25 protein-coding genes are annotated in these 24,093 nt (G+C 50.4%); 17 read left to right on the top strand and 8 right to left on the bottom strand.

Annotation, left to right across the window (positions count from 1 at the left end; translation table 11 throughout):
• Positions 1-137: 137 nt before the first annotated feature.
• Positions 138-1,451: a xylose isomerase gene (gene xylA, locus QQK89_RS02700; RefSeq protein ID WP_284236875.1), complete on the top strand. Its 1,314-nt coding sequence runs from the start codon at positions 138-140 to the stop codon at positions 1,449-1,451.
• A 38-nt stretch (positions 1,452-1,489) separates the two neighbouring features.
• Complete coding sequence (gene xylB, locus QQK89_RS02695) at positions 1,490-2,986, top strand: xylulokinase (protein WP_284236874.1); 1,497 nt, start codon at positions 1,490-1,492, stop codon at positions 2,984-2,986.
• A 164-nt stretch (positions 2,987-3,150) separates the two neighbouring features.
• Here xylB and QQK89_RS02690 read toward each other — a convergent pair whose 3' ends face one another.
• From QQK89_RS02690 to QQK89_RS02680, 3 genes are read right to left on the bottom strand one after another with little or no spacing between them, the layout of a single operon-like run.
• A complete protein-coding gene (locus QQK89_RS02690) occupies positions 3,151-3,336 on the bottom strand; it encodes a twin-arginine translocase TatA/TatE family subunit (RefSeq protein WP_091184450.1) in 186 nt (61 codons plus the stop codon).
• A 44-nt stretch (positions 3,337-3,380) separates the two neighbouring features.
• Positions 3,381-3,938, bottom strand: coding sequence for a RidA family protein (locus QQK89_RS02685; protein ID WP_284236873.1), 558 nt, complete (start codon positions 3,936-3,938; stop codon positions 3,381-3,383).
• Positions 3,939-3,966: 28 nt separating this feature from the next.
• Positions 3,967-5,571: a flavin monoamine oxidase family protein gene (locus QQK89_RS02680; protein WP_284236872.1), complete on the bottom strand. Its 1,605-nt coding sequence runs from the start codon at positions 5,569-5,571 to the stop codon at positions 3,967-3,969.
• 386 nt (positions 5,572-5,957) lie between these two features.
• Between QQK89_RS02680 and QQK89_RS02675 the strand changes: the two genes are divergently transcribed.
• Together QQK89_RS02675 and tatC are read left to right on the top strand one after the other, a co-directional pair.
• A complete protein-coding gene (locus tag QQK89_RS02675; RefSeq protein ID WP_284236871.1) occupies positions 5,958-6,188 on the top strand; it encodes a MerR family transcriptional regulator in 231 nt (76 codons plus the stop codon).
• Positions 6,185-6,928 carry a twin-arginine translocase subunit TatC gene (tatC, locus tag QQK89_RS02670; RefSeq protein WP_284236870.1) on the top strand — a complete coding sequence of 248 codons (744 nt, stop codon included), beginning with the start codon at positions 6,185-6,187 and terminating at the stop codon, positions 6,926-6,928. Before QQK89_RS02675 ends, tatC begins: the two co-directional genes overlap by 4 nt.
• Before the next feature lie 57 nt (positions 6,929-6,985).
• Here the strand turns inward: tatC and QQK89_RS02665 are convergent, their stop codons facing one another.
• Positions 6,986-8,425: a DEAD/DEAH box helicase gene (locus QQK89_RS02665; RefSeq protein ID WP_284236869.1), complete on the bottom strand. Its 1,440-nt coding sequence runs from the start codon at positions 8,423-8,425 to the stop codon at positions 6,986-6,988.
• 143 nt (positions 8,426-8,568) lie between these two features.
• Between QQK89_RS02665 and QQK89_RS02660 the strand changes: the two genes are divergently transcribed.
• Complete coding sequence (locus QQK89_RS02660; RefSeq protein ID WP_284236868.1) at positions 8,569-10,140, top strand: ABC-F family ATP-binding cassette domain-containing protein; 1,572 nt, start codon at positions 8,569-8,571, stop codon at positions 10,138-10,140.
• Positions 10,141-10,365: 225 nt separating this feature from the next.
• The gene (locus QQK89_RS02655) at positions 10,366-12,105 is read left to right on the top strand and encodes a methyl-accepting chemotaxis protein (RefSeq protein WP_284236867.1); all 1,740 of its coding nucleotides are present in this window, start codon (positions 10,366-10,368) and stop codon (positions 12,103-12,105) included.
• Between the two features lies 1 nt (position 12,106).
• Here the strand turns inward: QQK89_RS02655 and QQK89_RS02650 are convergent, their stop codons facing one another.
• The gene (locus QQK89_RS02650; RefSeq protein WP_284236866.1) at positions 12,107-13,000 is read right to left on the bottom strand and encodes a helix-turn-helix domain-containing protein; all 894 of its coding nucleotides are present in this window, start codon (positions 12,998-13,000) and stop codon (positions 12,107-12,109) included.
• Between the two features lie 194 nt (positions 13,001-13,194).
• Between QQK89_RS02650 and QQK89_RS02645 the strand changes: the two genes are divergently transcribed.
• Positions 13,195-13,587, top strand: coding sequence for a hypothetical protein (locus QQK89_RS02645; RefSeq protein ID WP_284236865.1), 393 nt, complete (start codon positions 13,195-13,197; stop codon positions 13,585-13,587).
• A gap of 17 nt (positions 13,588-13,604) precedes the next feature.
• Here the strand turns inward: QQK89_RS02645 and QQK89_RS02640 are convergent, their stop codons facing one another.
• Positions 13,605-14,885: an NAD(P)/FAD-dependent oxidoreductase gene (locus QQK89_RS02640; protein WP_284236864.1), complete on the bottom strand. Its 1,281-nt coding sequence runs from the start codon at positions 14,883-14,885 to the stop codon at positions 13,605-13,607.
• A gap of 180 nt (positions 14,886-15,065) precedes the next feature.
• Between QQK89_RS02640 and QQK89_RS02635 the strand changes: the two genes are divergently transcribed.
• The 7 genes from QQK89_RS02635 to acpS all read left to right on the top strand — a co-directional run bounded on the left by QQK89_RS02635 (position 15,066) and on the right by acpS (position 20,004).
• On the top strand, positions 15,066-15,902 hold the full coding sequence (locus QQK89_RS02635; protein ID WP_284236863.1) for an alpha/beta hydrolase: 837 nt from the start codon (positions 15,066-15,068) through the stop codon (positions 15,900-15,902).
• An 86-nt stretch (positions 15,903-15,988) separates the two neighbouring features.
• On the top strand, positions 15,989-17,638 hold the full coding sequence (locus tag QQK89_RS02630) for an ATP-binding protein (RefSeq protein WP_284236862.1): 1,650 nt from the start codon (positions 15,989-15,991) through the stop codon (positions 17,636-17,638).
• Between the two features lie 74 nt (positions 17,639-17,712).
• Positions 17,713-17,844 carry a hypothetical protein gene (locus QQK89_RS02625; protein WP_284236861.1) on the top strand — a complete coding sequence of 44 codons (132 nt, stop codon included), beginning with the start codon at positions 17,713-17,715 and terminating at the stop codon, positions 17,842-17,844.
• A gap of 11 nt (positions 17,845-17,855) precedes the next feature.
• Positions 17,856-18,233 (top strand): DUF3905 domain-containing protein, encoded by a 378-nt coding sequence (locus tag QQK89_RS02620; protein WP_284236859.1) that lies wholly within the window; start codon positions 17,856-17,858, stop codon positions 18,231-18,233.
• Positions 18,234-18,315: 82 nt separating this feature from the next.
• Positions 18,316-18,750 carry a BrxA/BrxB family bacilliredoxin gene (locus tag QQK89_RS02615; RefSeq protein WP_284236858.1) on the top strand — a complete coding sequence of 145 codons (435 nt, stop codon included), beginning with the start codon at positions 18,316-18,318 and terminating at the stop codon, positions 18,748-18,750.
• A 40-nt stretch (positions 18,751-18,790) separates the two neighbouring features.
• On the top strand, positions 18,791-19,600 hold the full coding sequence (nadE, locus tag QQK89_RS02610) for an ammonia-dependent NAD(+) synthetase (RefSeq protein ID WP_284236857.1): 810 nt from the start codon (positions 18,791-18,793) through the stop codon (positions 19,598-19,600).
• Positions 19,601-19,608: 8 nt separating this feature from the next.
• Entirely contained in the window at positions 19,609-20,004 is a 396-nt protein-coding gene (gene acpS / locus QQK89_RS02605) for a holo-ACP synthase (protein WP_284236856.1), read from the top strand.
• A 68-nt stretch (positions 20,005-20,072) separates the two neighbouring features.
• Here acpS and QQK89_RS02600 read toward each other — a convergent pair whose 3' ends face one another.
• Positions 20,073-20,411 (bottom strand): c-type cytochrome, encoded by a 339-nt coding sequence (locus tag QQK89_RS02600; RefSeq protein ID WP_284236855.1) that lies wholly within the window; start codon positions 20,409-20,411, stop codon positions 20,073-20,075.
• Positions 20,412-20,601: 190 nt separating this feature from the next.
• Here QQK89_RS02600 and QQK89_RS02595 point away from each other — a divergent pair, with 190 nt between their 5' ends.
• Genes QQK89_RS02595 through QQK89_RS02585 form a run of 3 tightly spaced genes read left to right on the top strand, consistent with a single transcriptional unit; the run spans position 20,602 to position 23,270 of the window.
• The gene (locus QQK89_RS02595; protein WP_284236854.1) at positions 20,602-21,429 is read left to right on the top strand and encodes an AraC family transcriptional regulator; all 828 of its coding nucleotides are present in this window, start codon (positions 20,602-20,604) and stop codon (positions 21,427-21,429) included.
• Positions 21,429-22,622: an A/G-specific adenine glycosylase gene (gene mutY / locus QQK89_RS02590; protein WP_284236853.1), complete on the top strand. Its 1,194-nt coding sequence runs from the start codon at positions 21,429-21,431 to the stop codon at positions 22,620-22,622. The genes QQK89_RS02595 and mutY overlap by 1 nt, the downstream gene beginning before the upstream one ends.
• A gap of 15 nt (positions 22,623-22,637) precedes the next feature.
• A complete protein-coding gene (locus QQK89_RS02585) occupies positions 22,638-23,270 on the top strand; it encodes a bifunctional 4-hydroxy-2-oxoglutarate aldolase/2-dehydro-3-deoxy-phosphogluconate aldolase (protein WP_284236852.1) in 633 nt (210 codons plus the stop codon).
• 9 nt (positions 23,271-23,279) lie between these two features.
• Here QQK89_RS02585 and QQK89_RS02580 read toward each other — a convergent pair whose 3' ends face one another.
• Positions 23,280-24,008, bottom strand: coding sequence for an alpha/beta hydrolase family protein (locus tag QQK89_RS02580; protein WP_284236851.1), 729 nt, complete (start codon positions 24,006-24,008; stop codon positions 23,280-23,282).
• Positions 24,009-24,093: the final 85 nt, after the last annotated feature.

Here is a 24,093-nt window from a genome sequence, read left to right as displayed (position 1 = left end):
TAACATAAAAACTTAGTTTGTTTAATAGACAAACTAAGTTACCCGTGCTATATTATTGGTGAGCGTTTTCATGACTCAACTAGCTAACGAGACAATTGAACTTATACTCGTACATCTTAAAGGAGGATATTCATCCCATGACGTATTTCGCTAACATCGGCAAGATCCAATTCGAAGGTAAAGGTTCCGACAATCCGCTTGCATTCAAACATTACGATCCAAACCAAGTGGTTCTGGGCAAAACAATGGAAGAGCATCTTCGCTTCGCGGTTGCTTACTGGCACACGTTTAACGCTAACGGTACTGACCCGTTTGGTAACGCAACGATGTTCCGCGGCTGGGACAAATTCGACGGACTTGACCGTTCGAAAGCTCGCGTAGAAGCTAACTTCGAATTCTTGGACAAAATCGGCGCGCCGTTCTACGCGTTCCATGATGTGGATATCGCTCCTGAAGGTGCTACGCTGCAAGAATCGAACAAAAACCTCGACGTTATCGTCGCTATGCTGAAAGACCAGCAACAACAATCCGGCAAGAAATTGCTGTGGAATACTGTAAACATGTTCTCGAACCCGCGTTATGTACATGGCGCTGGCACAACTTGCAACGCTGACGTATACGCTTACGCTGGCGCGCAACTGAAAAAAGGCCTTGAAGTTGGTAAAGAACTTGGCGCAGAAAACTATGTATTCTGGGGCGGCCGCGAAGGTTACGAGAACCTTCTGAACACCGACATGGGCTTCGAGCTCGACAACCTGGCTCGCCTGTACCATATGGCAATCGCTTATGCAAAAGAAATCGGCTTCGACGCGCAATTCCTGATCGAGCCTAAGCCAAAAGAGCCTACTAAACACCAATACGATTTCGACTCTGCAACAACAATTGCATTCCTTCAAAAATACGGCCTGAAAGACTACTTCAAGCTGAACCTTGAAGCGAACCATGCAACGCTTGCCGGCCATACTTTCGAGCACGAGATCCGTACGGCTGCAATCAACGGCATGCTGGGCTCCCTTGACGCGAACCAAGGCGACCTGTTGCTCGGCTGGGATACGGATGAATTCCCAACTGACCTGTACTCGACTACACTGACTATGTTTGAAGTTCTGAAAGCTGGCGGTCTGACTCGCGGTGGCGTTAACTTCGACGCGAAAGTACGTCGCGGTTCGTTCGAAGCTGAGGATCTCTTCCTTGCTCACATCGCTGGTATGGATTCCTTCGCTTGGGGTCTGAAAGCAGCTGCAAAGCTGATCGAAGAAAGAATCTTCGACAACATCGTTGAAGACCGTTACAGCAGCTTCAAGTCCGGCATCGGCGCTGATGTTGTTGCAGGCAAAGCATCCCTGGCTTCCCTGGAAGCTTACGCTTTGCAAAACAACGCAATCGTTAACAAATCCGGCAAACAAGAGCGCATGAGACTGATGCTCAGCGAAGTTATCTTCAGCGTTTAATTGCTGAGATTAACTTAGGCAACGGGAGGATTATGTCAATGAGTTATGTAGTTGGTATAGATTTAGGTACAAGCGCCGTTAAGGCGCTGCTCGTTGACAAGAACGGAACGGTAGCTGCGGAAGCATCCCGCAGCTATCCGCTGTTCCACGAGCATTCCGGCTGGAGCGAGCAAAAAGCGGAAGATTGGGTGCAAGCTACAATTGAAGCTTTGAATGAACTGGCTTCGTCTAATGGAATTGCGGCCGATCAAATCGAAGGCATTAGCTTCTCCGGGCAAATGCATGGCCTTGTCCTCCTTGATGCGGAGAACAAACCTGTACGCAACGCGATTCTGTGGAACGACACGCGTACAACGGCGCAATGCCGCGAGATCGAGCGTACGCTTGGCGACAAGCTGCTTGGCATTACGCGCAACCCGGCTCTGGAAGGTTTTACGCTGCCGAAGATCCTGTGGGTTCGCCAATACGAGCCGCAAGCCTTTGAACAAGCGAAGCTTTTTGTGCTGCCGAAAGATTATGTTCGTTATGCCCTGACAGGCGAGCTGCACATGGATTACTCCGATGCTGCGGGCACTTTGCTGCTTGATGTTGCGGGGAAAGAGTGGAGCGGCGACGTGTTGTCCGCATTCGAATTGCCGGCAAGCTTCTGTCCTCCGCTCGTAGAATCCCATGGTCTCGTAGGCACGTTGTTGCCTGAGATTGCAGAACGTACGGGTCTTCAAGCTTCGACGAAAGTATTTGCCGGCGGAGCCGACAATGCTTGCGGCGCCATTGGCGCCGGCATTTTGTCCGAAGGCCTTACGTTGTCGAGTATCGGTACTTCCGGCGTTATTCTTTCTTACGAGAATGACAAGGATAAAGACTTCCAGGGCAAAGTCCATTTCTTCAACCACGGCAAAGAGAACTCCTTCTATGCCATGGGAGTAACGCTTGCTGCCGGTTACAGCCTGAGCTGGTTCAAGAAGACTTTTGCTCCAAACGAATCGTTTGACGAGATGCTGCAAGGGGTAGGGGAAGTTAAACCTGGCGCAGGCGGACTGATCTTTACGCCATACCTTGTTGGCGAACGTACGCCACATGCCGATCCGGCAATCCGCGCAAGCTTTATTGGCGTAGACGGCTCGCATGAACGGATTCATTTTGCCCGTGCGGTAATGGAAGGGATCACGTTCTCGCTGAACGAATCCGTAGATATGTTCCGCAGCGTTGGCAAAACCGTTGATAAAGTTGTCTCCATCGGCGGCGGCGCGCAAAATCCGGTCTGGCTGCAAATGCAAGCGGATATCTTTGGCGCTACCGTTGTTGCGCTTGAGAACGAGCAGGGTCCAGGCCTTGGCGCGGCAATGCTTGCAGCTTACGGCTGCGGCTGGTTCGAGAGCCTCGAAGCTTGCGCAGACAAATTCGTGAAGCATGCCGCTTCTTATGAACCTCAACCGGAGGCGGTTGAGACGTACAAAGGTCTGTTCCGCATCTATCAGCAGGTATACGCGCAAACGCGCGGCATGAACGAAGCGCTTGTTGCTTACCGCGGCTAATTACCGCACCATATAACGCGAGTTGATACCGTTTCTTCCGGTTAGCCGGAAGAAACGGTTTTTTTTGGTTAGAGGTGCCGGGCTGTAGCAGGCAAAAAGCCTGCTACAGCCAAAAATAGGCCGCCACCTGCTGGTTGGCAGGTAGCGGCCTACGAGTTGGGGAGTTAGGATTTGCTCTCGGACACGACTTCTTCCTTCGAGTCGGACACGAGTTCCTTCGCCGACGTTTTGAATTCGTGAAGCGTGCGGCCTACGGCGCGCCCGAGTTCAGGCAGCTTGGATGGTCCAAAAATAATCAATACAACAACAAGAATCATCATGAGTCCCGGGAATCCAACGTTTTGCAACATACGATCAGCTCCATTCGATTATTTTAGATGCTAAGGCCAAGGAATTAGTCCTGGTTATGATTGCTTGGATAAGCGGCAACCGCTTCGATCTCGATCAGCCAATCGGAGCTGACGAGGCTTGCGACGCCAACGGTGGAACGGGCAACCTTAACGGGGTTTTCTTTCGTATTGAAGTATTTGGCGTAGGCTTTGTTCCAGCCGTCAAAATCGAACTTGCCGCCTTTTGCCGCATCCGGCGCTATGTATACGCGCAGATAAGTGACGTCCTTCATCGTGAGGCCTTGCTCTTTCAGCAGGGTCTCGATATTTTTCAGGACGCTCAAGCCTTGTTTCTCCGTATCGCCGTAACGCTCATAGATGGTTTTTCCATCCTTATTCACGACTGAAGGAACGGTACCGCTCGTTTCAAAAGTTGCAAGGCTTCCCGGCATCGCTACCGCGCTTGAGATCGAAGAAGAAGGATTGCCGTAAAATTCAGGTTCATGAATTGGAGCAAGCGGGTACTTGTTTGGGGTTACCGCCGCATATACGCTGGCCGTAGCGGCCAGGCAAGAGATAATTACCGCGCCTGTAATTACTTTCATTTTTCCAGTCATCTTCATCTTATTTATCCCTCCTGAACTATTCCTACTATTCCTTCATAACGCGCTCATGGATGTCCGTGACAACCGATCGCGCAGATTCGATGGCACCTGCCATCCAAGCCGTAATATAACTGATGTGCTCGCCGGCCAAATACACACGTCTGTCTGGCTTGCAGAGTACCGGATAGTTGGTCTTCCGGTCATCGCCCGAGTAAGATACCCAGCTGCCTTCATTGTATTTGATCGACTTCCAGTTGACGGAGAAGGAAGATTCGAACTCCTTGTAATATTGCGGGTGAATCTTGGCTCCTTGAGCAAGCGCGTGAGCCTCGCGTTCCTTGAAAGGCATAGCGCCGAGTTTGTCCGCGCTGCCTCCAAACGCGTAATAGCCGAGCAGGAGGCCTTTCTTGGCAAAATAGTTCGTAGGCGGATAATAAATCGACGAGATGTCCATATTGGTCAGCGTATTGCCGCCGTAGATCTGATCATCTTCCTCCCAGAACCGGCGTTTGAACTGCAGACCGATTTTGCCGGCATTGGCGTAATTCGTATTATTAATCGCCTTCGTCATCTCAGGGGACAAGTCATGTTTAATATTTTTCAGCACGGAGAGCGGGATTGTACAGATGAGGAAGTCGCCCTCTATTTGTTGTACCTCATTACTCAAGAGGTCGGTGTAAGTTACTTGCACCTTGTCTCCGACATGCTTAAACGAGGTTACTTCCGAATGGAATTTGATCCGGTTGCCCAATCGTTTCTCGAACGCTTTCGGAATGGCGTCAATGCCGCCAACCGGGTGGAACATCATCATTTGTTGATCGTAACTGTATTCGCTCGAGAAAAATTGACCGAAGCCGGAATTAATAATGGCTTTCATATCAAATGGATCTCGGATGACGCCGGCATCCAGTCTGGAGCCAGGCTCATCTTTGTAGCCGCCTCGGGATGAACCCTTATAGAACAAATCGGAATCCAGATCGCCTTCGGAGCGGAGGTAAGCGACGATTTTCGCTTTCTCTTCCGGCGTCACCGGAAGATCGAGAGCTGATTGATTGATGGCTTTGGCAATCATTTCATTCACATAACCTCTTACGTCTGCTTTGATAGCCCGCTTACGATAGCGGGTACCCGACAAGGCACCAACATCCTCGCTATAATAGTAGGCACTGTCATTGACGTTATTAAACGGCTCCATCGGGATGCCGAATTCACGGCAATAATCCATCGTGACGTGGAACTGCGGGATACGCATGCAGCCCGCATTCAGATACATGCCGTCATCAAAACGCGCAACCTGCTTTTGGCCGCCAATTTCAGATACGGTTGTGCCGCGGCGTACCGACCAGTTCCGACCGCCGGAACGGGCGCGTGCTTCAAGGATCGTACAATTGTAGCCGGCTTTGCCAAGCTCGTAAGCAGCTGTCAGGCCGGCAAGACCTGCGCCAAGGATGACGACTTTTTTGCCCGAACGGTTAGTGCCCTTCAAATCCCAGCTGGATGGCGGCTCATACTCCGCTGCTTTTAACGTCTCCGGCGTAAAAAGTCCCATCGTCCCCATTACACTAAATACAGCGGCAGCCCCGCCGATTTTGCCGACTGTCGTCAGAAATTGTCTGCGCGACAGTTCATTTGGCGTCTCTTTTGTCTCCATGCCCTTTCAGCTCCTTCACTTGATCGAATTGCCCGTCTCGGAAAGAAATGTAGCATGGATTTTTAGCGTGTCGCCAATATTTTGTTAGAAAGTCTGACATAAATAAAATTTATCTGGTAAATAGAAATAATTAATCAATTCTAAAGTTTTAGGTAATTATAACCATTTCTAGGTTTGATTAGAGAGGGGGATTTTCATAAAAACTCAAGAAAATCAGGCTTTAGAACATCATGTCTGTTCGTTTTGTTCATTTGTCTCATGGCATCGCGGACAGACCGTACAGGGCAATCAGTCCCATTGACGAAGAATGGAGGCGCTGATAACATTTCCAATCGAGAGGGTTATGTTAGATTTCTTTACATATCCGTTGAAGGAGGCGTTGGACGATGAAGGACAAAGTGATGGGTATTGGAATCGTTAGCGACTTAACTGGTTTGACGGAAAGGCAAATCCGCTATTATGAGGAGAAGCAGCTGGTGTTCCCGGTGAGAACCAAAGGCGGCGCGCGCAAATATTCTTTCGCGGACGTGGACCGGCTTAAAGAAATCAATGACAAGCTGAGGGACGGGTTTCATACCTTCGAGTTAAGAAAAGCAGGAAGGTTGTGCAGCGAATGAAAGGAAATGAGGAAACAATGACGCTGCTTGGGCATTTGACGGAGCTCAGAAGCAGGATCTGGAAGAGTCTTGCCGTTATCCTGTTGTCGCTTGGCGGAGGATTATATGTATCTCCGAAGCTGCTCCGATATTTGAAAAGCGTACCTCCCGGCTCCGAGATGACCTGGAACGTCTTCTCGCCGTGGGACGGCATCCGAATGTACATGTCGGTTGCGCTAGTGCTTGCGCTGGCCGTATCGCTGCCTTTTATTTTGTACCAGCTATGGGGGTTCGTGAAGCAAGGATTGCACCCCACGGAACAGACGGCTGCCTTGCGGTATGTTCCTTACAGTGTGATCTGCTTTTTCACGGGACTCGCATTTGGTTATTTTGTCGTGTTTCCGATGAGCTTCGCCTTCACTTCCAAAATTACAAAAAGCATGGATCTTGTCGAGACGTACGGAGTAGCGCAATATTTCGGCTTTATGTTTAATATCGTTCTCCCGCTTGCCATAGCCTTTGAGCTGCCGGTTATTGTGATGTTTCTGACGAAGATCGGCATATTGACGCCAAAGGCGCTTCATAAAATGAGAAGGTACGCTTATCTGGTGCTTGTTATTGTAGCTAGTCTGATCTCGCCGCCGGAGTTGATCTCTCATTTGTTAGTGTTTGTTCCGCTTGTGGTCTTGTACGAGTTCAGCGTGTTGTTGTCCCGTATCGTCTATGGACGAAGGAAAGCAACAATGATGGTTGAAGCATAACAAAAGAAGGGATGTCCCGTTTAGCCATTCACTGGCTTTGGGGCATCCCTTGTTTTGTTATCTGTTTCCTCTGCGGACCTTTAACTGCTTGCCTTTTACCGTTGTGTTCTTCATGAGCTCCAGCACGAGAGAGCCTTTGCCGTTCAGAATTTCAACATCGGTCACATGATCGGAGATCGTAATGATCCCGATGTCGTCTGCGGTTACGCCTTCAAGCTTGGCGATGGTTCCGACAAAGTCGACGGCTCTGAATTTTTTCTTCTTTCCTCCGTTGAAGTTAAGCTTCATGATTTGCTTGTTTAGTTGCTCTCGCCGGTCATTTTTGAGCTCAACCCCAACATTGATTTTGCGTTCGAACGCTTCCCGCGCACGGTCAACCGTCTCTTCGGAAGGAGCCGTAACTCTCGGAATAGCAAATCCGATATAATCCTCAATCTCCGCCAACCGTTTGCCGTCATTCGGGGTGAGGAAAGTAATCGCCGTCCCGTTCTTGCCGGCACGTCCCGTACGTCCCGTGCGGTGGACATAGCTCTCCTTCTCCAGCGGGATATCGTAGTTGATGACATGCGTAATGTCCGTAATGTCGATCCCCCGCGCCGCAACATCGGTTGCAATCAGGTAACGGAACTGACCTCTTCGAAACGCATTCATTACTTCGAAACGTTCTTCTTGCTCAAGACCCCCATGAATACGGTCGCAAGGGTAATCGAGATTGGCCATGGCGCGGAACAACTTATCGACATTTTCTTGTGTACGGCAGAAAATAATGCAGCTATCCGGATTCTCTGCGACAAGAACATCCTGAAGCAAGGAAAGCTTGCTCGGTTCCTTTACTTCAATAAGCGAATGCTCGATGGTCGCAGTCGTTAGGCCGCTAGCCTTAATCGCGATTTCGGTGGGGCGGTCCATATACCGGCGCGACAGCTTGGCCACATCCTCGGGGAAGGTTGCGGAAAATAACATCGTAACCCGGTTGCTTGGCAAAGCTTGAATAATGGTTTGTACTTGTTCGATGAATCCCATATTCAGCATCTCGTCCGCTTCGTCAATAACGAGATAAGCCAGTCGTTCCAAAGCTAGCGTACCGCGCTCGATATGATCGAGAACACGCCCGGGGGTACCCACCACGATGTGAGTTCTTTGCTTCAGCTCGGCTCTTTGGATATGGAAGGGAGTTTTCCCGTAAAGGGCGGTTGCTTTGATTCGCTTGAATCGCCCGATATTGGTTATATCCTCCGTAACTTGAACCGCTAGTTCGCGGGTTGGCGTTAAGATGAGAGCCTGCGGTTTATTCTCGTTCCATTCCACGAGCTCGCAGAGCGGAATACCGTAAGCGGCGGTTTTGCCGCTGCCGGTTTGCGATTTGACGACCAGGTCCTTCTTCTCTAATGCAACGGGAATGACCTTTGATTGCACTTCTGTTGGGGTATCGAAACCTAGGCTTGTTAGAGCCGAGGTAATTTCTTTGCTTAATGCGTAATCCGTAAATGAACTCATCTTCTATTTTCTACCTCTTCTGCTGATATTCTTCCCATCTATTTATACAGACTGCTATCATGCCTTCGTCTATACTTGTTCATTATACCCGGAATAGAGCCTGAAAGTGTTATAATCGTTAGATGAATGGAAGGATGGTTGCGATGAGCGTAATTCGTTTGGAGAACGTGACGAAAAAATATGAAGATGCCATGATCATGCGCGACATTTATTTTCGCCTCAGTCAAGGGGAACGCGTTGGCCTGATTGGACGGAACGGTGCCGGTAAGTCGACGGTGTTCAGACTGATTCTGGGCCAGGAAGAGCCTACTTCAGGCAAGGTGGAAGTTGACCAGCAAGTGAAGATTGGCTACTTCTCGCAGTTCTCGGAACTAAGCGGTAACCTATCGGTTCAGCAGGAACTCGAGATGTGCTTTGAACAGGTTGCTCTTATCGAGCGGGAATTGCAGGAAGTAGGGGAGAAGCTGGGGCTTATGGCGGATGACGGCGAGATAGACAAGCTGTTAAGCAGACAAGCGGACTTGTTCGAGCAGATGGAACATCTGGACGGCTGGAATGTGTCGGTTGAGATTAACACGGTGTTAACGAAGCTCGGGTTTAACGACGGCTCGCGAAATCAACCGGTTGACGAATTGTCCGGAGGGTGGAGAAACCGCGCTGCGCTTGCCAAGATGCTTATCCAGCAGCCTGATGTTGTTTTGCTTGACGAGCCGACGAATTACTTGGATATGGAAGGAATAGTGTGGCTCGAACAATGGTTGTTCCGGTTTAAAGGCGCCATGATCTTGATCTCTCATGACAGGCAGTTTATCGACAAGGTCGTTACGCGAATCATCGAAATTGAGAACTACCGTTTTCAGGAGTACGATGGCAATTATACGGATTATGTTCGCAAGAAGAAAATGCGCAAAAAGGAGCTGGACCGCCAGTTCGAATGGGAAGAGGAGCTTCTTCTAATGGAGGCGGAAGCGATTGATGACCAGGCAAGAAGGAAGTCGTCGAAGGATCGGTTGTCCCGGAAGCTGGCGGATAACAAGAAGCGGATCGAACCTCATCCCGTGAACGTGCTGATTACGGATATTTACGAGAAGCTGCGTTTTCCGGACAAGTTATGCGAAGTAAAGGGAATCAGCCAAACTTATGACGGTCGTCAGATCTTCCGGGATATCAGCTTCGATATTCAGAAGGAGGACCGCTTGGTGATCGTAGGTCCTAACGGCAGCGGGAAGTCGACGCTTATTAAGGTGCTAACCGGACAGGAACAGCCGGAATCAGGCGAAGTATCATGGGAACGCGGCGTCGGTTACGCTTACTTCAACCGGATGTGGGAGGAGCTTGATCCCAAGGATACGGTTAGCCATGCGGTGAATACGTATGGTCTGGGACTTGATGCGCCGCGGAAAAAGGTGAACAAGTTCTTGTCTATGCTTCAATTCTCGGAGATGGATCTCGGCAAATTCATCGGCAATCTATCGGGCGGACAGAAGGCAAGGGTTGCGCTGGCCAAATGTCTGTTATCCGGAGCTGCCGTTATCATCTTGGATGAACCGACCAATCATCTGGATTTAACGAGCATTCAGGTGATGGAACAAGCGTTGATTCATTTTCCCGGAGCTGTCATAACGGTAAGTCATGATCGGTTCTTTATTGATAAGATCGGGACGAAGATGCTTGCCTTTGATCCGGAATCAGGCGTGAGCGAACAAAGTTTATAAGATGCTAGTTGAATAGCAGTCTTGGCTTAGAAGCCGGGACTGCTATTTTATTTTCAGAAAATGCCCGTTTATTTAAAGCTTTTGCGTTTTCTTCGCGAATTCGCCTGTTGTAGACAGAAAACGAGCAAGAAAGGCAAAATACCCGATTTGCTGCATGCTTGCGACTTTGGTTGATATTTACATGTGAGCTATACTAACAGCATAGTCGAGAAGGGGGCTTTTTTGATGCAGCAGACGCAGCAATCATTCGCGAACAAATGGAAGTGGAAAATATCAGTTAGCCAAAGACTCATTTTATCCTTCCTGGCTATCGTCATTATTATGGCGGTGAACGGCATGCTTAGCTTTGACCGAATGGGGAAGCTGACGAACAATGCGCGGGAAATTTCGCAGGTGTGGCTCGCGAATATTAAGGCGATCAATGAAATCAATTATTTGAATGAACATATGTTGACGATTCAATACAAGATGGCTTGGGAGAGCAACTCTTTGAAGCGCAAAATGCTGGAGGAGGACGGCGAATATACGATTGTCGTGCTGCAGCAAAAGCTTCAGGCGTTTATGGCGCTTCCGAAAACAGGCGATGACATGAATTTGTCCCGAAATCTGGAGGGCGAATGGAAAGCTTATCTGGCCTTGTACCGCAATGTTATCCGGTATTCTAACCAGGAGGCGGACAAGGAGATTGCCGATGCGTTAATGGCTTCTGAATTGTCTTTCAGCACAATGCAGTCTTACATAGATACATTAATCCGGATCAACGAAGAAGGGGCGAAAGCTGCGGAGGATTCCAGCGAGAGCATCAATCGCGAATCGGTGCTGACAATTGCGTGCAGTCTTGGCGGCGCGCTGCTGCTGGTGCTTGCCTTGCTGTATTACGTAAGGCGGACGATATCAATCCCGATCAAGCGATCGTCGGACGTGATTGCGGAAGTGGCGGGCGGATCTTTATCCGTCGTCATTCCTAAAGTAAAAAGCCGCGACGAGATTGGAGTGATGGTGCGGGCGCTCGAGGATATGGTTGGATCGCTTAGGGCCGCGATGCAAAGCGTGCAAACCGCCTCCTCTAGTATTTCGGCTTCTTCCGAAGAGATGCTGGCGGCTTCTGAACAAAACGCGGGAGTAGTCTTGCAAGCCTCGGCGATGTTCCGGGAAGCGGCTTCGGGTTCGCAAGAGCAGCTCCATAGCTTCGAGGAAATCGGCCGTTCAACCGAAGAGATGGCTCACGGAACGCAGCGGATCGCGGAGAGCAGCCAAACGGCGGCGGAATTGTCGTCAAGAGCGGAGCGGCAGGCACAAGAAGGTGCGGCAACGATTGAACAAGCCGTCATTACGATGGGGGTCATCGACGAGACGGTACGGTCGGCTGCCGAACACGTTGCTTTGTTGGAGCGCCATATGGCCAGCATTGGCAAGATCACGGATTTCATCGGTACTATCTCCAAACAGACCAATCTGCTGGCGCTTAATGCGGCCATTGAGGCTGCCAGAGCGGGGGAAGCGGGGAAAGGGTTTGCGGTTGTAGCGGAAGAAGTGCGCAAGCTGTCAGTTCAGACGGCGGTTTCGGTGGCGGACATCGCGGGCGTAATCGGGAAGATCAAGGAAGATACAAATCTAACCGTGGAAAAAATGAATGAGAGCCGCAAGGAAACCTTAAAGGGGTTTGAAAGCGTTAATGCGGCGGGGATGTCTTTCCGCCAGATTACGGTTGCGGCCGGCAACGTATCCGGCAAGATCGAAGAGGTTGCCGCAGCGGCCGAGCAGCTCGCGGCTAGCTCGGAGGAAGTATCGGCATCCATCGATCAACTGACGGAGATTGCCCGCCGTACCTATGATATTGCGAAAGAAGTTTCGGAAAGCGCGGACAAACAAACCGCCTCGGCCGAAGAGATTGCTTCTGCCGCAGGCGGTTTAACGGATATTGCTCAAGATTTGAATGATCAGGTTATGAAGTTCCGCTTCTAATCTAATAACGCTTGAAGCCGCTCCATATCGTTTCCGGCTTAACCCCCAGCTCCCCGGCTATTAATTCGGCCGTCAGGCGTTGGGGTTTTTTAATTTTGCCGTTGCGGATTTTGGAGATGGTCGTCAGCGAGATTAAGGTGGATTGGGCAAGTGATGTGGCAGTGACGTTCTTGCTCAACATCAACATGCGGAGCTTGTAGGCGGCATCTTCTTCCCGGGCCGGCTGAAGAATGCCCGTTAACAGGATGACATAGCTCTTAAACTCCTTGTTCCCGGAGTAGAAAGGTTTGATGACGGCCGTCGTCAGCCGTACTTGATCGCCAATGTGGAGGCGAATCTCCGCATGTTCGGCTGTGCCGTGAGTTCGCGCGTATTCCATAATGCGGCGAAGCGATTTGCGGTTTTCTTCCGCGACATGATCAAAGATGAACTGATTCATCAGGTTGTTGCCGCGTTGCTTAAAGGGGGAGTAATATCTGGTCGCGTTGGTGATCCGGAATTGCTCGGATACTCGGATGCTCATCAGCACTTGGTTATCCATGGCGAATTCTTCAATATATTTCTCTTCCGATATGTCTTTGACGATGATAATATAACAGGTTTGCTCGCTGGACGGGAGGCGCCGGCTCGTGAATCGAACGGGTAATGACGCCGTTGACTTCGAAATAAGTTCCTGCTCGACCGTTTGTTCATTATCGTCGCCAAATTGAGTCATTAATCCGCCGAAAGTGAACCCTCTTCTTAACAAGCCGTCCGGGTCGGCATCCGTAAGCTCCGCTTTTTTGTACCCGGTTAACGTTGTGAAGGCATAATTAATGTCGCGTATATACCAACGGTTATGCTCAAGCTCGACGATAAACATCGGATCGGTTAATAAATAAAACACGTTATCCATCGCTCTGTCACCTTCCTGGAAGTTATTATGTGGCTACCGGCATAATATAACACGTCATGTTACAAAACCTTACGTTTAGTTGTATAACTTAAATTATATAAAGTTTTGTTGAAATGACAACCGCTTTTCATCATAAATTTCGGTAAAGTTAGGGAATCCTAATGTTTGGAAAGTCTATTGAAGGAGATGAGACAATGAGTTCGGCGATTTTATTTGATTTCGCAGATTCCTTTAGCGCAGCTCTTGCTCGGGATACGCTGCAGGAGCTCGGATACGAGCCTCTCATGCATGAGGGGAACCGCCTGCATATTCATGTAGACGGCGTTGATCTGACATCCGCGCTGGAAATCGCGATGTCTCATGGCGGCCAACTGGTAGAGCAAGCTGCTATACAGAATGGCGCGGTGACCGATTCTGCTTATTCCATGAACGCAATTACGATTCCGGCGCATATGGTGAACGAGGATTGGGTTGGGGCTGAAGAAGCAGCGGATTTGCATAATTGGGATGACGATGCGGATACGGCAAACGAGTTTCTGCCTGATCCCGGTGAGTATAGCCATTTCTCTGGGGATGTTCATACGTAAAAAAAGAAAGCGCGGCTTCAGCTGCCTAAAGCAGCCGATGCCGCGCTTGTTCCTGCAGAATGGCCCGTCGTAAATGCGGCCGTAATATTGTAACCTCCCGTATAACCGTGAATATCGAGCACTTCTCCGCAGAAGTACAAGCCTTGGACAAGCTTTGACTGCATCGTCTTCGGATCAAGCTCCTTCAGATGCACGCCGCCCCCCGTTACAAAAGCTTCTTCAATCGATAAAGTCCCGTTCACCGCTACCGGGAACTGCTTCATTCTTGTAGCCAGCTCACGCCATGGTTCTTTCGGAATATTGTCGTACGTAATATCGCCGTTGATCTCGCATTGGCGCAGCAGAAGATCAAGCAATCTTTCCTGCACATAACCGCGCAGTACGTTTTTAACCGCTTTTTTCGGATCCTGTTTGGCAAGCTTTAGCGTCTCGTCGAAGATCTCGGCTTCGGATCGGTCCGGCAGCAGATCAATAGTGACGAGGACGGTTGGTTTATCATTCTCGCCCCCGGCTGTTTTCTTGAGTTCCTTCACGACAAACTGGCTGCAGCGCAAAGCCGCAGGGCCCGATAAGCCAAAATGGGTGAAGATCATATCGCCTTCATGGGAAACGAGCTTTTTGCCCTTCGCATTCCAGACGCTAAGGGTAACGTCGCGCAAGGATAGTCCTTGCAGCTCTTTGCTACGGATCCATGGCTCAGCCGAGGTGAGCGGTACTTCCGTCGGGTATAGATCGGTAATCGTGTGCCCGGCTTTTTTGGCCCAAGGATAACCGTCGCCCGTTGAGCCCGTATGCGGAACGGATTTGCCGCCCGTAGCGACGATTACGGCTTTCGCGGGGATGATTGTGCCCGAAGCAATCCGGATTCCTTGCACGGCTCCGTTCTCGTACATAATTTCCTTCACCGGCATGTTCGTGCGAATCTCGACGCCTTGTTCCTTCACTTTGCGAATCAGCGCCTCTACAACCGTCTTCGCTTTGTCGGATACCGGGAACATCCGTCCGCGGTCTTCTTCCTTCAAGGCAATGCCCATTCCTTCAAAAAAGGCGATGATCTCGCGGTTGCCGAATTGGTTCAAGGCGCTGAATAAAAATCGGCCGTTGCCGGGTATATTGCGGATCAATTCGTCCATTTCATTCGCGTTGGTGACATTGCACCGGCCTCCGCCGGAGATGCCGAGCTTGCGTCCAAGCTTGTCCCCTTTATCTATGAGCAGGGTAGACGCGCCTGCTTCGCTGGCTGCAACGGCAGCCATCAATCCGGATGGTCCGCCGCCGATAATAATAACGTCATACATCTTGTGCGATTCTCCTGACTTGAAGTGTATTTCTGTTTGCTGTACATTGTAACATTTTTTTTCAAATTCTAAGAATTTATTTGCATCGTGCCTCGCCGCCAAAAGACGGCAAAGCGGTTTCAACTTGCTAATATTGAAATATAATGATGACAGATTCGAATTTAGAGGAGCGGAGCGCATATGAAAAGGACGGACTGGCGGTTCAGCGGGGCAGGCGGCATCGAGATTTACGCAAGACAATGGCTGCCTGAAGCGAAAGAGCCAAGAGGCGCTGTATGTATCGTGCATGGGATGGGCGAGCATGGAGAGCGATATTCGGCGGTTGCGGAGAGGCTGACAAGCGAAGGTTATGCGGTTCTAGCCCATGATCAGGAAGGACACGGTAAATCCGGCGGCAAGCGGGGACATCTTACTTCTATTGAAGCGGCGGTTCACAATACGGGGCTGCTGTTGGAGGAGGCTGGAACACGTTATCCGCAGCTCCCTGTTTTTCTATACGGACATAGCATGGGAGGGAATGTAGCTTTGAATAGCGCGCTTCTCCTAAAGCCTCGGATTAACGGTCTGATTCTGAGCAGTCCGTGGCTTCGCCTTGCCAAAGGCCCTAATGCAGCTATGAAAGCATTGGCCCGTCTGCTTGTACGCGTGATGCCCAAGCTGACTTTATCGACCGGTATCAGTCCTGACGACTTGTACCGTCCCGGTTATGACCATGCCGTAACCTTCCTCGGGGATCCGTTATGCCATAGCGCCATCACGATCCGAACCTTTCATATTATGACGGACTCCGGAGAATGGGCGATTGCCCATAGCGGGGAACTTGAAATGCCGGTCTTGCTGGTTCATGGAACGGGGGATCGCGTAACTTCCTATGAGGCTAGCAAGGAGGTAGAGGAACGTCTGCAGGAGCGTTGTAAATTTGTTACGTATGAAGGCGGTTACCATGAGCTGCATAATGACATTTATGCCACTCATTTATTGAATATTGTTACGAACTGGATAGCTAAGCGATTGTAAAATATTGAGAGTTATGTTTTAATCGGACTAGCAAGAGAATGGGTAAAGACAGTACATGACGTGTTTCGTTAGGAGACTGATCGTCCGTGTTGAAAGAATTGCTGTTACAATTCTTTATTACGCTTGTACCTGCCTTTGCCTTTCAGTTATGGCATAATTCGAGCCGCTTATGGCGGAGAATTCCCGTTATTGTGGGTTTGTCCAGCTGCATCGCCATGGCATTGTGCATGTTTTTCACAAAAGAATATTACGGTTATGAAATGAACTTTCGGCTGTTGCCTTTATTAATAGGTTCTTTATATGGCGGGCCTTATTTTCTTCTATTATTAAGCGGCGTCTATTCGGCATTTCGTATTCCTTCACTTGATAGTCCGTCGGAAACGGTTGTTTTTATTACCTTTATCGTCTTGTATGTATTGGTCATGCTTGCTTCAATTGGGCCATTCCAGCGAACTAACCGCCGCAACAAGATGAGAATCGTGATGAAGCTTGTTGCGGGCATAAGCGCGTTTGTTATTATCTCTTTTGCGGTTGCGGTTTTTACGACGGATATGCCGGTGACGCTGGAGTTTGTGCTACTTACTCTTCTCACGATCGCGATGTCGGCATTGTCGGCATGGATATCGGTGTATGCCGTAGAGACCTACAAAGAAAATGCCCAGTTGCATTATGATGTGAAGCGGGTATCGCTTAGCTACCGGCAGGAAGTCGAGAAGCTCGAACAGTTCATTGACCAAACGCAGATTGCGGTTGTACTGGTGAACCAGTATGGGAAAATCACGCATCTAAACGAGATGGGCGTCCGAATGCTCGCCGGCGGACAAAATATAGTCGGCCAATACTTCCATGAGTTTTTTGGCGAAGGAAATCAAGCAACTAGCGTACGGCTCCTGCGCGAAGCTCTGCAAGGGAATAGTCCCGTGCAAGAGATTCCGCAGGCGGAGAATGGCCGGACTTTGCTGAAGACTGCCTTTTGCATACGCAATTTGCAGACGGATACGGTGACGGGCGCTGTTCTAACCGCGCATGACATTACGGAATTGTCCTTGCTGCGCAGCGAGGTCGGACGTATGGAACGCTTAAGCTTAATCGGCCAGATGGCAGCGAGCATTACCCATGAGATTCGTAATCCGATGGCCGTCATCCGGGGTTTCGTACAGCTTATGCGGGAGCGGAGTCCGGATAACCAGCAGGCTTATTACGGGATCGTCATGGACGAGCTGGACCGCGCAAACACAATCATCAGCGATTTCTTGTCTCTCGCCCAGAACCGCGCATTAACGATGGAGGAAACTTCCCTTCACGAGATTATTCGTGAAATGGTACCGCTTCTGAACGCGGATGCTAATCTAAGGGGCCAGACGATCGAAGTTGAGCTTTGTGATTATATCCCAACTCTTCAACTTAATGAGAAAGAGATTAAGCAGTTGCTTCTGAATTTGGCGCGCAACGGCATGGAAGCAATGGATGAGAAGGGCTGTTTGTCCATTCATACGTCTTACATAGTAGACAATGATGAGATTATATTACGCATACAGGATCAGGGTGTTGGCATTTCGGAAGAGCAGAAGCAGCGGATTTTTGATCCGTTTTTCTCCACCAAGACCAAAGGAACCGGATTGGGACTGCCGCTGTGCGTTAGCATTGCGGAACGCCATAACGGCCGGATTGAAGTGGAATCCGAACAAGGAATCGGAACAACGTTTATCGTCTCGTTCATCCGCCAATCCGCGTAAGCCGGAACATAAAGCATGTGCCCGGCGCGCATACTATCGTAGAAAGTTCAGATCTACAGAGGAGGACGTCTACGATGGCAAAGAACAAAAGAGGCAACTCAGTGGAGCAAACGGAGCAGGCAAGCAAAAACAAAGCGGGATCGGCAGCTCCCGGCGAAGCGGGCTACGATAAAAAGCTGGACGGGCCAAACCGCCCTTCCATCTAAGGCTGGCGATAATGGGCAAGGGCAAAGAAGACGATCCGTCGCTTGATCCGTTCGAAATATCTTTTCTTCCCGAGTTCAAGGAAGGAAGAGGCTCGCGCGAACCGTTCGTTAACGAGTATGGCGTTGTAATCGGGGATCATGAATATGATTCACCCGATTCTCCGCTTAATCAATGGAGCGCCGAGACCGATCCGGCTATAATGGCCGGTGACCAGTGGGTTCATCCCTTCAAGGATGTCGGATTCCAAACCGCAGAGAACCGGGACTATTTCGAACGGGGAATAACGCCCCAAGCGGGGATCTTTATGCATCCCGATAAAAACAGCGCTTACCATGCCGGGGATCCGATTCCGGGCTCGGATGAAACGCCGCAAAAGCAACCGGAGTGAGTGCGCTCCGGTTGCTTTATTTTCATGGCGAGCGGTATAATAGTAACTAAATTTAGGTTATTACAAAGGAGTGTGTTTTCAAATGTCGATGTCATTTGAAAGATATATGCTGGATATGGTTCAACCAATGCGTGACGACTTGACCCGGATCGGAATTCAAGAGCTTCGCACGCCAGAAGAAGTAGAAACGTCGCTGCCTGATGCAAAAGGAACAACGCTTGTTGTCGTTAACTCCGTATGCGGTTGTGCCGCAGGCCAATGCCGTCCTGGCGTAGCGGAAGCGCTGCAACACGATATTACGCCGGATCATCTGTTCACGGTGTTTGCCGGACAAGACAAAGAAGCAACGGCTAAAGCGCGCGAATATTTTGCGCCGTACCCGCCTTCTTCCCCGTCAATCGCTCTGATGAAAGACGGCGAACTTGTTCATTTCATTGAACGCCATCAAATCGAGAACCGTTCCGCTGCCGAAATCGCGGAAGATCTGACAAACGCATTTGACCGCTACTGCCGTTAATCGGCAGTTCGATCGTTGGGAGTAGGGGGAGACGGGCACGATGAGTTTACAACAGGAAATAATCGAGCGCTTTGGCGTACAGCCGGAGATTGATCCCGCTGCGGAGATCCGAAAGCGCGTTGACTTCTTGAAGGATTACGTGAAGAAGTCGGGCACTACCGGCCTTCTGATTGCGATTAGCGGCGGTATTGACAGCGCGGTTACTACGGGGCTGTGCAAGATGGCGACCGATGAATTGTCAGCCGAGACCGGGAAGGAATATATCACGCTTGGCGTGTTCCAACCCTATGGGGAACAAGTGGATATCGCGGATAGCTATGCCACGGCGGAAGCGTTCCAGCTGAAGTATAAGACGGAGACCAATATCGGTGAAGCAGTCGATGAGATTGCCATCGAGACGGAACATGCGTTGAAGTCGATCGGAATGCCAAGGCATCTTAGCCGCGGCGGCAAAGGCAACGTGAAGGCTAGAACGAGGATGGTAGTTCAATACGCGCTTGCTTTTGACTTGAATTTGCTTGTCGTAGGTACGGATCATGCGTCCGAGGCCATTACGGGCTTCTTCACCAAATGGGGCGACGGCGCGGTTGACGTTACGCCGCTCAGCTCGCTGAACAAACGGCAAGTTCGGCAGCTCGCTGGCGTGCTTGGCGTACCGCAGAGCATTCTGGACAAAGCGCCAACCGCCGGACTTTGGGAAGGGCAAACCGACGAGTCGGAGCTGGGCATCCTGTATGACGAGAACAGCGCGTACCTCGAAGGCAAAGAGATCGGGGAAGAAGCACAAGCAAAGCTTGAGAAGCAATATTTGCGTACCGAGCATAAACGTTCCCCGATTCCGGGCATCTAACCAAGACGATGATAGCAGGGATCGGACATGATGTAACGGATATGGACCGGGTCGAAGCTTTGCTTGCCGGCAAGGCGGGAGACCGGTTTCTGAGCCGGATATTGACGAGTCGGGAGCGGGAAATTGCCGATGGTTACGAGGGCAAACGCCTGGTGCAATTTACGGCAGGAAGATTTGCGGCGAAGGAAGCCGTCGTGAAGGCTTTGGGTTGCGGAATCGGAGCTCTAGTTGGCTTTGCCGATATCGATATTTTGCGCGGTCCAGAGGGCAAGCCGGAATGCACGTTGTCCGGCCAAGCTTGGGAGCGGCTCGAACGAATGGCTGAGAACCACCGCATCCATATTACCATTACGCATGATCGCTCGATCGCATCCGCGGTGGCGATTGTCGAACAGACGGAATAGCCGGAATAGATAAAGGCTGATCGTTAAGCTGCTGCTGGAGCTGCTTGACGATCAGCCTTTTCGTATATTTATTGCTTGCTGGCGAGCCAAGCTGCCAGGCTTGCGATTTGCTCATCCGTCAACCGGTCTTCGAACGGAGGCATGGAGCTGCCGCCATGCTTGATTTGCTCCGCGATCTCCGGTTCGGTCATACGCGCGCCAACCTTTTGCAGATTGGTCTGATCCCCCATGCGTCCTTGCAGATCAGAGCCATGGCAGCTGACGCAATTGGCCTTGTAGACGGCACCTGTCTTCTCGGGCGCATCCATATGACTGGTGGAGATTTGGGAGCCGGAGCTTCCATTGTTTCCGCAGGCAGCAAGAAGCAAGGCAATCAGCATTGCGGCAAACAAGTTTTTTGCAAACATTTCCATTTCCTTCTTTCTTTAGTGCTAGATTAAAATAAATCTAAAAAGATGATAGAACTTCCATATGAATTTAGCAGTAATACTTATATAATAGAGTAAATTATTTACGAAAACCACAACAGGGGTAGTCATGGACACGAACGAGCGAATTTTACAACGGCAATTTACTCAATTTGATTTTGAGGTCACAATGGCTGCCTATTCGGAGAAAGACGTCGGCTGGAACGCCGGCCAGGAAAGCAGTGAGTTTTACCGATTTATGTATGTATTAGAAGGGAATGCCGTTGTTACGTTGGATGGACAGGTCCATCATATTGAGCCCAACAGACTTTATTTGATACGTCCTAAGACGGCTGTATTATACGAAGCAACCGTGCATCAGAAGCTTAAGGCTTACTGGTGTAATTTTAGTGTGGAGACGGGCAATTTCAAGTTTATTAAGATGTTGAAGCAGCCTGTATCCTTCTCCATTCCGATTGAGGAGACACATCAGGTTATTGCGATGTACCAACAAATGATTGAAGCCAAAGCGAATGAATGCATTACTACGAATTTGAAGTTAAAGGCGGCTATTCTTCAGCTCTTCTGCTTCTATATGGACAGAAGCGTTATTATGCTGTCCAGAGATCCGTATTTCGAGACGCTTGAAGGCGGGGAGAAATGGACGGACGTCATCGATTATATTGAGAACAACCTTCATCATAATATTCAGATTGAGGATTTGGCTAAAGTAGCGTACCTTCATCCCAATTATTTGATTACTTCCTTCAAAACCGTAATGGGATGCTCGCCGATTCAATATGTAACGGAGCGTCGCCTGGAGCGGGCCAAAAAACTGCTGAGGGAAACGAACTTGCCGATCTCGGAGATTGCGGGCAAGGTCGGGATGCTTAGTCATTATTTGCCTAGGCTGCTTAAACGGCAAACAGGCGTTACGCCCAAGGATTACCGCCGCATCATGAAAATATATATTCCGAAAATGCAGGAAGGTATGGCGGATAAAGAGGTGAAATACTAATGGAAGCGATTCACAACGAGGAGGCCAAGTCTTATTTCAGCCGCGAGCTGCTTACTTGGTATCGAAGGATTAAGCGTGATTTGCCATGGCGGATGAATCAGGATCCGTACCGCGTATGGGTATCCGAAATTATGCTGCAGCAAACGCGGGTAGATACGGTGATTCCTTATTACGAGCGGTTTATGAATAAGTTCCCGACGGTGCGGGCGCTTGCCGAAGCTCCGGAGGAAGAAGTGCTGAAGTGCTGGGAAGGACTTGGCTATTATTCGCGCGCCCGGAATTTGCAGGCTGGAGCCCGCGAGGTCGTCCAGCGTTACGGGGGTATTGTGCCGGATGATAAAGCTGCGGTTGCAGGGTTGAAAGGCGTTGGTCCTTACACGACCGGTGCGATTATGAGCATCGCCTTCAACCGCCCGGAGCCGGCCGTTGACGGCAACGTGATGCGCGTATTGTCCCGTTATTTCTGTCTCGAGGATGATATTGCGAAACCCGCAACCCGCGTTGGCATCGAAAAGCTTGCGCAATCGCTTATTCCGAAAGGCGCGGCGGGCGACTTCAACCAAGCTTTGATGGAGCTTGGGGCGCTTGTCTGTACGCCAAAGTCGCCAAGTTGCCTGCCATGCCCGGTGATGGAGCACTGCTCGGCGCGGTGGGCTGGCCGGGAGACGGAGCTGCCGATTAAGACGAAGGCGAAACCTCCGCGTCCGGAGAAACGGGTGGCGGTTATTATTACCGGCACCGGTGCATACGAAGGCAAAATCCTGGTCCGCCAACGTCCGGATACCGGGCTGCTCGCCCAAATGTGGGAGCTGCCGCATCTTCTTGTACCGAAGGATCAAGAACCGTTAATTGACGCCGCAGATCAATCCGAATCAAACGCAAGCACGGCGGAAGCAGGGGAATGGCTGACCCGTTCCATGGAAGCGGAGACGGGGCTTCTTATTCGTCCGGACCGCTGGCTGATGGACGCGGATCATGTATTTAGCCATATTCATTGGAAAATGCGCATTTACCTGGCCGACTTGGGGTTAGATGCAATTGGCGCTACCGGTGCGAGTCTGGCTGCTGAGACGGCAGCCGCTTACGAAACGGGCAGCCTGCGGAGCGAATACCGCTGGATTGGTCCCGAGGATATGGAAACGCTGGCTTTCCCGAATGTATTCATCCGCATCTTGCGAGAATATTGGACTTAAGAGGAGGCTTATCACATGAGTACAATGCTGGAGCTTTTGCTTGAACATAAGATTGTGGCGATTCTAAGAGGAATTGAAGACAGTCAAGCGGACGCAGCCGGACAAGCTTTAATGGACGGCGGCATTCGCCTGATGGAGATTACGATGAATACGCCGGGCGCTGCCGTAATGATCGAGCGCTGGCGTAGTCGCTTTGACGGCCAAGCTGCGGTTGGCGCCGGCACGGTGCTGGACGTAGAGATGGCTAAGACGGCAGTCGCTGCCGGAGCGCAGTTTCTTATCTCGCCTAACCTGGACGAAGAAGTTATCGCTTATGGGAACGAGCAAGGGGTTTCGGTATGGCCGGGAGTGATGACGCCGACGGAAATCGTCAAGGCGTGGAAAGCCGGTGCCGAAGCGGTAAAGCTGTTCCCGATGGGGACGCTTGGCACCAAGTACTTAACGGAAATTCGCGGACCGCTGGACTCCATTCCAATAATGGCGACAGGCGGCGTGGATCTGCATAATATCAAGGATTATTTCGCCGCAGGCGCCAACGCGGTCGGTATGGGCGGCAAGCTGCTGAACCTGGAATGGGTTCGCGAAGGCAAGTTTGATCTCGTTACCGAGCGCGCGCGCCAGTTCGTTGACGCCGTAAGCAAGATCTAGCTTTTTATGCTAATTTAGGTGGCTGTCCAGCCACAATTTGGCCTGCTCCAGCATTTTGAGCGTAATCTGATGGTTGACACCGCTATACTCAACCATTCGGAGATGTTCAGGTGCGGCGTGGGCCATTTTTTCCATAAAATAACGCTGGCTGTGAATCGGTACCGTCGTATCCTCTTTGCCGTGCAGCAGCAATAAACCTCTCTCGTCCTCCAAGGATAATAAAGAGATCGGATCATGCTTCGCAAGAGCGTTCCGTTCTTCCTCGCCAAGTGCCGGCTTTCCGGCGTATCTCAAATAAGATTCATAGAATTCGGTCCAGGCGCAGGACCCGTTGATGACGACGGCTGCAGCAATATTGGCGTTCTTCGCAAAAGCTCCGGCTGCGACAAATCCTCCCGCCGAATGGCCGATAATGGCGATTTTGCCGGTTGGTTCATTAAGCTCTTCGGCCATGCCGACGGCTTCTTTCGAGCCCTGCAGAACAATCTCAAGGAACGTCTGCTCAAGCACGGCAGGATCGGCATAGTCCAACGTGCCGCGATAACCGTGATGGAGAAGCTCCGGTACGATAACCCTATAGCCCCAGCTAGCTACCGTAGTTGCGAAAAATAAATAGCTCTCCTGAGTAGAACCCCAGCCATGATATAAAATGACCGTTCCCGTCTTGTCCCGGGTCGGATCCACCTGCAAACAATTGACGCCTGCCAGGCTAATAATTGTATGATTAGTGCCGCTCATATGGCTGCCCTCCGTCCTTATAAAAAACTCACCTATTTAGACTACCACGCTACCCTGGCAAAAACAAAGAGCCTGCGGCACGGGG

Origin of the sequence: Paenibacillus glycanilyticus, from assembly GCF_030161375.1 — a bacterium.
GTDB lineage: Bacteria > Bacillota > Bacilli > Paenibacillales > Paenibacillaceae > Pristimantibacillus > Pristimantibacillus glycanilyticus_B.
This window is presented reverse-complemented; position numbering and strand designations above follow the sequence as displayed.

Coding starts and splice junctions, on each gene's coding strand:
- QQK89_RS02650 (WP_284236866.1), bottom strand. CDS start 13,000: ATGGATAACGTGTTTTATTTATTAACCGATCCGATGTTTATCGTCGAG.
- QQK89_RS02685 (WP_284236873.1), bottom strand. CDS start 3,938: ATGAAGATGACTGGAAAAATGAAAGTAATTACAGGCGCGGTAATTATC.
- mutY (WP_284236853.1), top strand. CDS start 21,429: ATGGAAGCGATTCACAACGAGGAGGCCAAGTCTTATTTCAGCCGCGAG.
- QQK89_RS02580 (WP_284236851.1), bottom strand. CDS start 24,008: ATGAGCGGCACTAATCATACAATTATTAGCCTGGCAGGCGTCAATTGT.
- QQK89_RS02615 (WP_284236858.1), top strand. CDS start 18,316: ATGTCGATGTCATTTGAAAGATATATGCTGGATATGGTTCAACCAATG.
- xylB (WP_284236874.1), top strand. CDS start 1,490: ATGAGTTATGTAGTTGGTATAGATTTAGGTACAAGCGCCGTTAAGGCG.
- QQK89_RS02620 (WP_284236859.1), top strand. CDS start 17,856: ATGGGCAAGGGCAAAGAAGACGATCCGTCGCTTGATCCGTTCGAAATA.
- QQK89_RS02585 (WP_284236852.1), top strand. CDS start 22,638: ATGAGTACAATGCTGGAGCTTTTGCTTGAACATAAGATTGTGGCGATT.
- QQK89_RS02645 (WP_284236865.1), top strand. CDS start 13,195: ATGAGTTCGGCGATTTTATTTGATTTCGCAGATTCCTTTAGCGCAGCT.
- tatC (WP_284236870.1), top strand. CDS start 6,185: ATGAAAGGAAATGAGGAAACAATGACGCTGCTTGGGCATTTGACGGAG.
- xylA (WP_284236875.1), top strand. CDS start 138: ATGACGTATTTCGCTAACATCGGCAAGATCCAATTCGAAGGTAAAGGT.
- QQK89_RS02660 (WP_284236868.1), top strand. CDS start 8,569: ATGAGCGTAATTCGTTTGGAGAACGTGACGAAAAAATATGAAGATGCC.
- QQK89_RS02600 (WP_284236855.1), bottom strand. CDS start 20,411: ATGTTTGCAAAAAACTTGTTTGCCGCAATGCTGATTGCCTTGCTTCTT.
- QQK89_RS02655 (WP_284236867.1), top strand. CDS start 10,366: ATGCAGCAGACGCAGCAATCATTCGCGAACAAATGGAAGTGGAAAATA.
- QQK89_RS02690 (WP_091184450.1), bottom strand. CDS start 3,336: ATGTTGCAAAACGTTGGATTCCCGGGACTCATGATGATTCTTGTTGTT.
- QQK89_RS02625 (WP_284236861.1), top strand. CDS start 17,713: ATGGCAAAGAACAAAAGAGGCAACTCAGTGGAGCAAACGGAGCAGGCA.
- QQK89_RS02640 (WP_284236864.1), bottom strand. CDS start 14,885: ATGTATGACGTTATTATTATCGGCGGCGGACCATCCGGATTGATGGCT.
- QQK89_RS02675 (WP_284236871.1), top strand. CDS start 5,958: ATGAAGGACAAAGTGATGGGTATTGGAATCGTTAGCGACTTAACTGGT.
- QQK89_RS02635 (WP_284236863.1), top strand. CDS start 15,066: ATGAAAAGGACGGACTGGCGGTTCAGCGGGGCAGGCGGCATCGAGATT.
- QQK89_RS02665 (WP_284236869.1), bottom strand. CDS start 8,425: ATGAGTTCATTTACGGATTACGCATTAAGCAAAGAAATTACCTCGGCT.
- acpS (WP_284236856.1), top strand. CDS start 19,609: ATGATAGCAGGGATCGGACATGATGTAACGGATATGGACCGGGTCGAA.
- QQK89_RS02595 (WP_284236854.1), top strand. CDS start 20,602: ATGGCTGCCTATTCGGAGAAAGACGTCGGCTGGAACGCCGGCCAGGAA.
- QQK89_RS02680 (WP_284236872.1), bottom strand. CDS start 5,571: ATGGAGACAAAAGAGACGCCAAATGAACTGTCGCGCAGACAATTTCTG.
- nadE (WP_284236857.1), top strand. CDS start 18,791: ATGAGTTTACAACAGGAAATAATCGAGCGCTTTGGCGTACAGCCGGAG.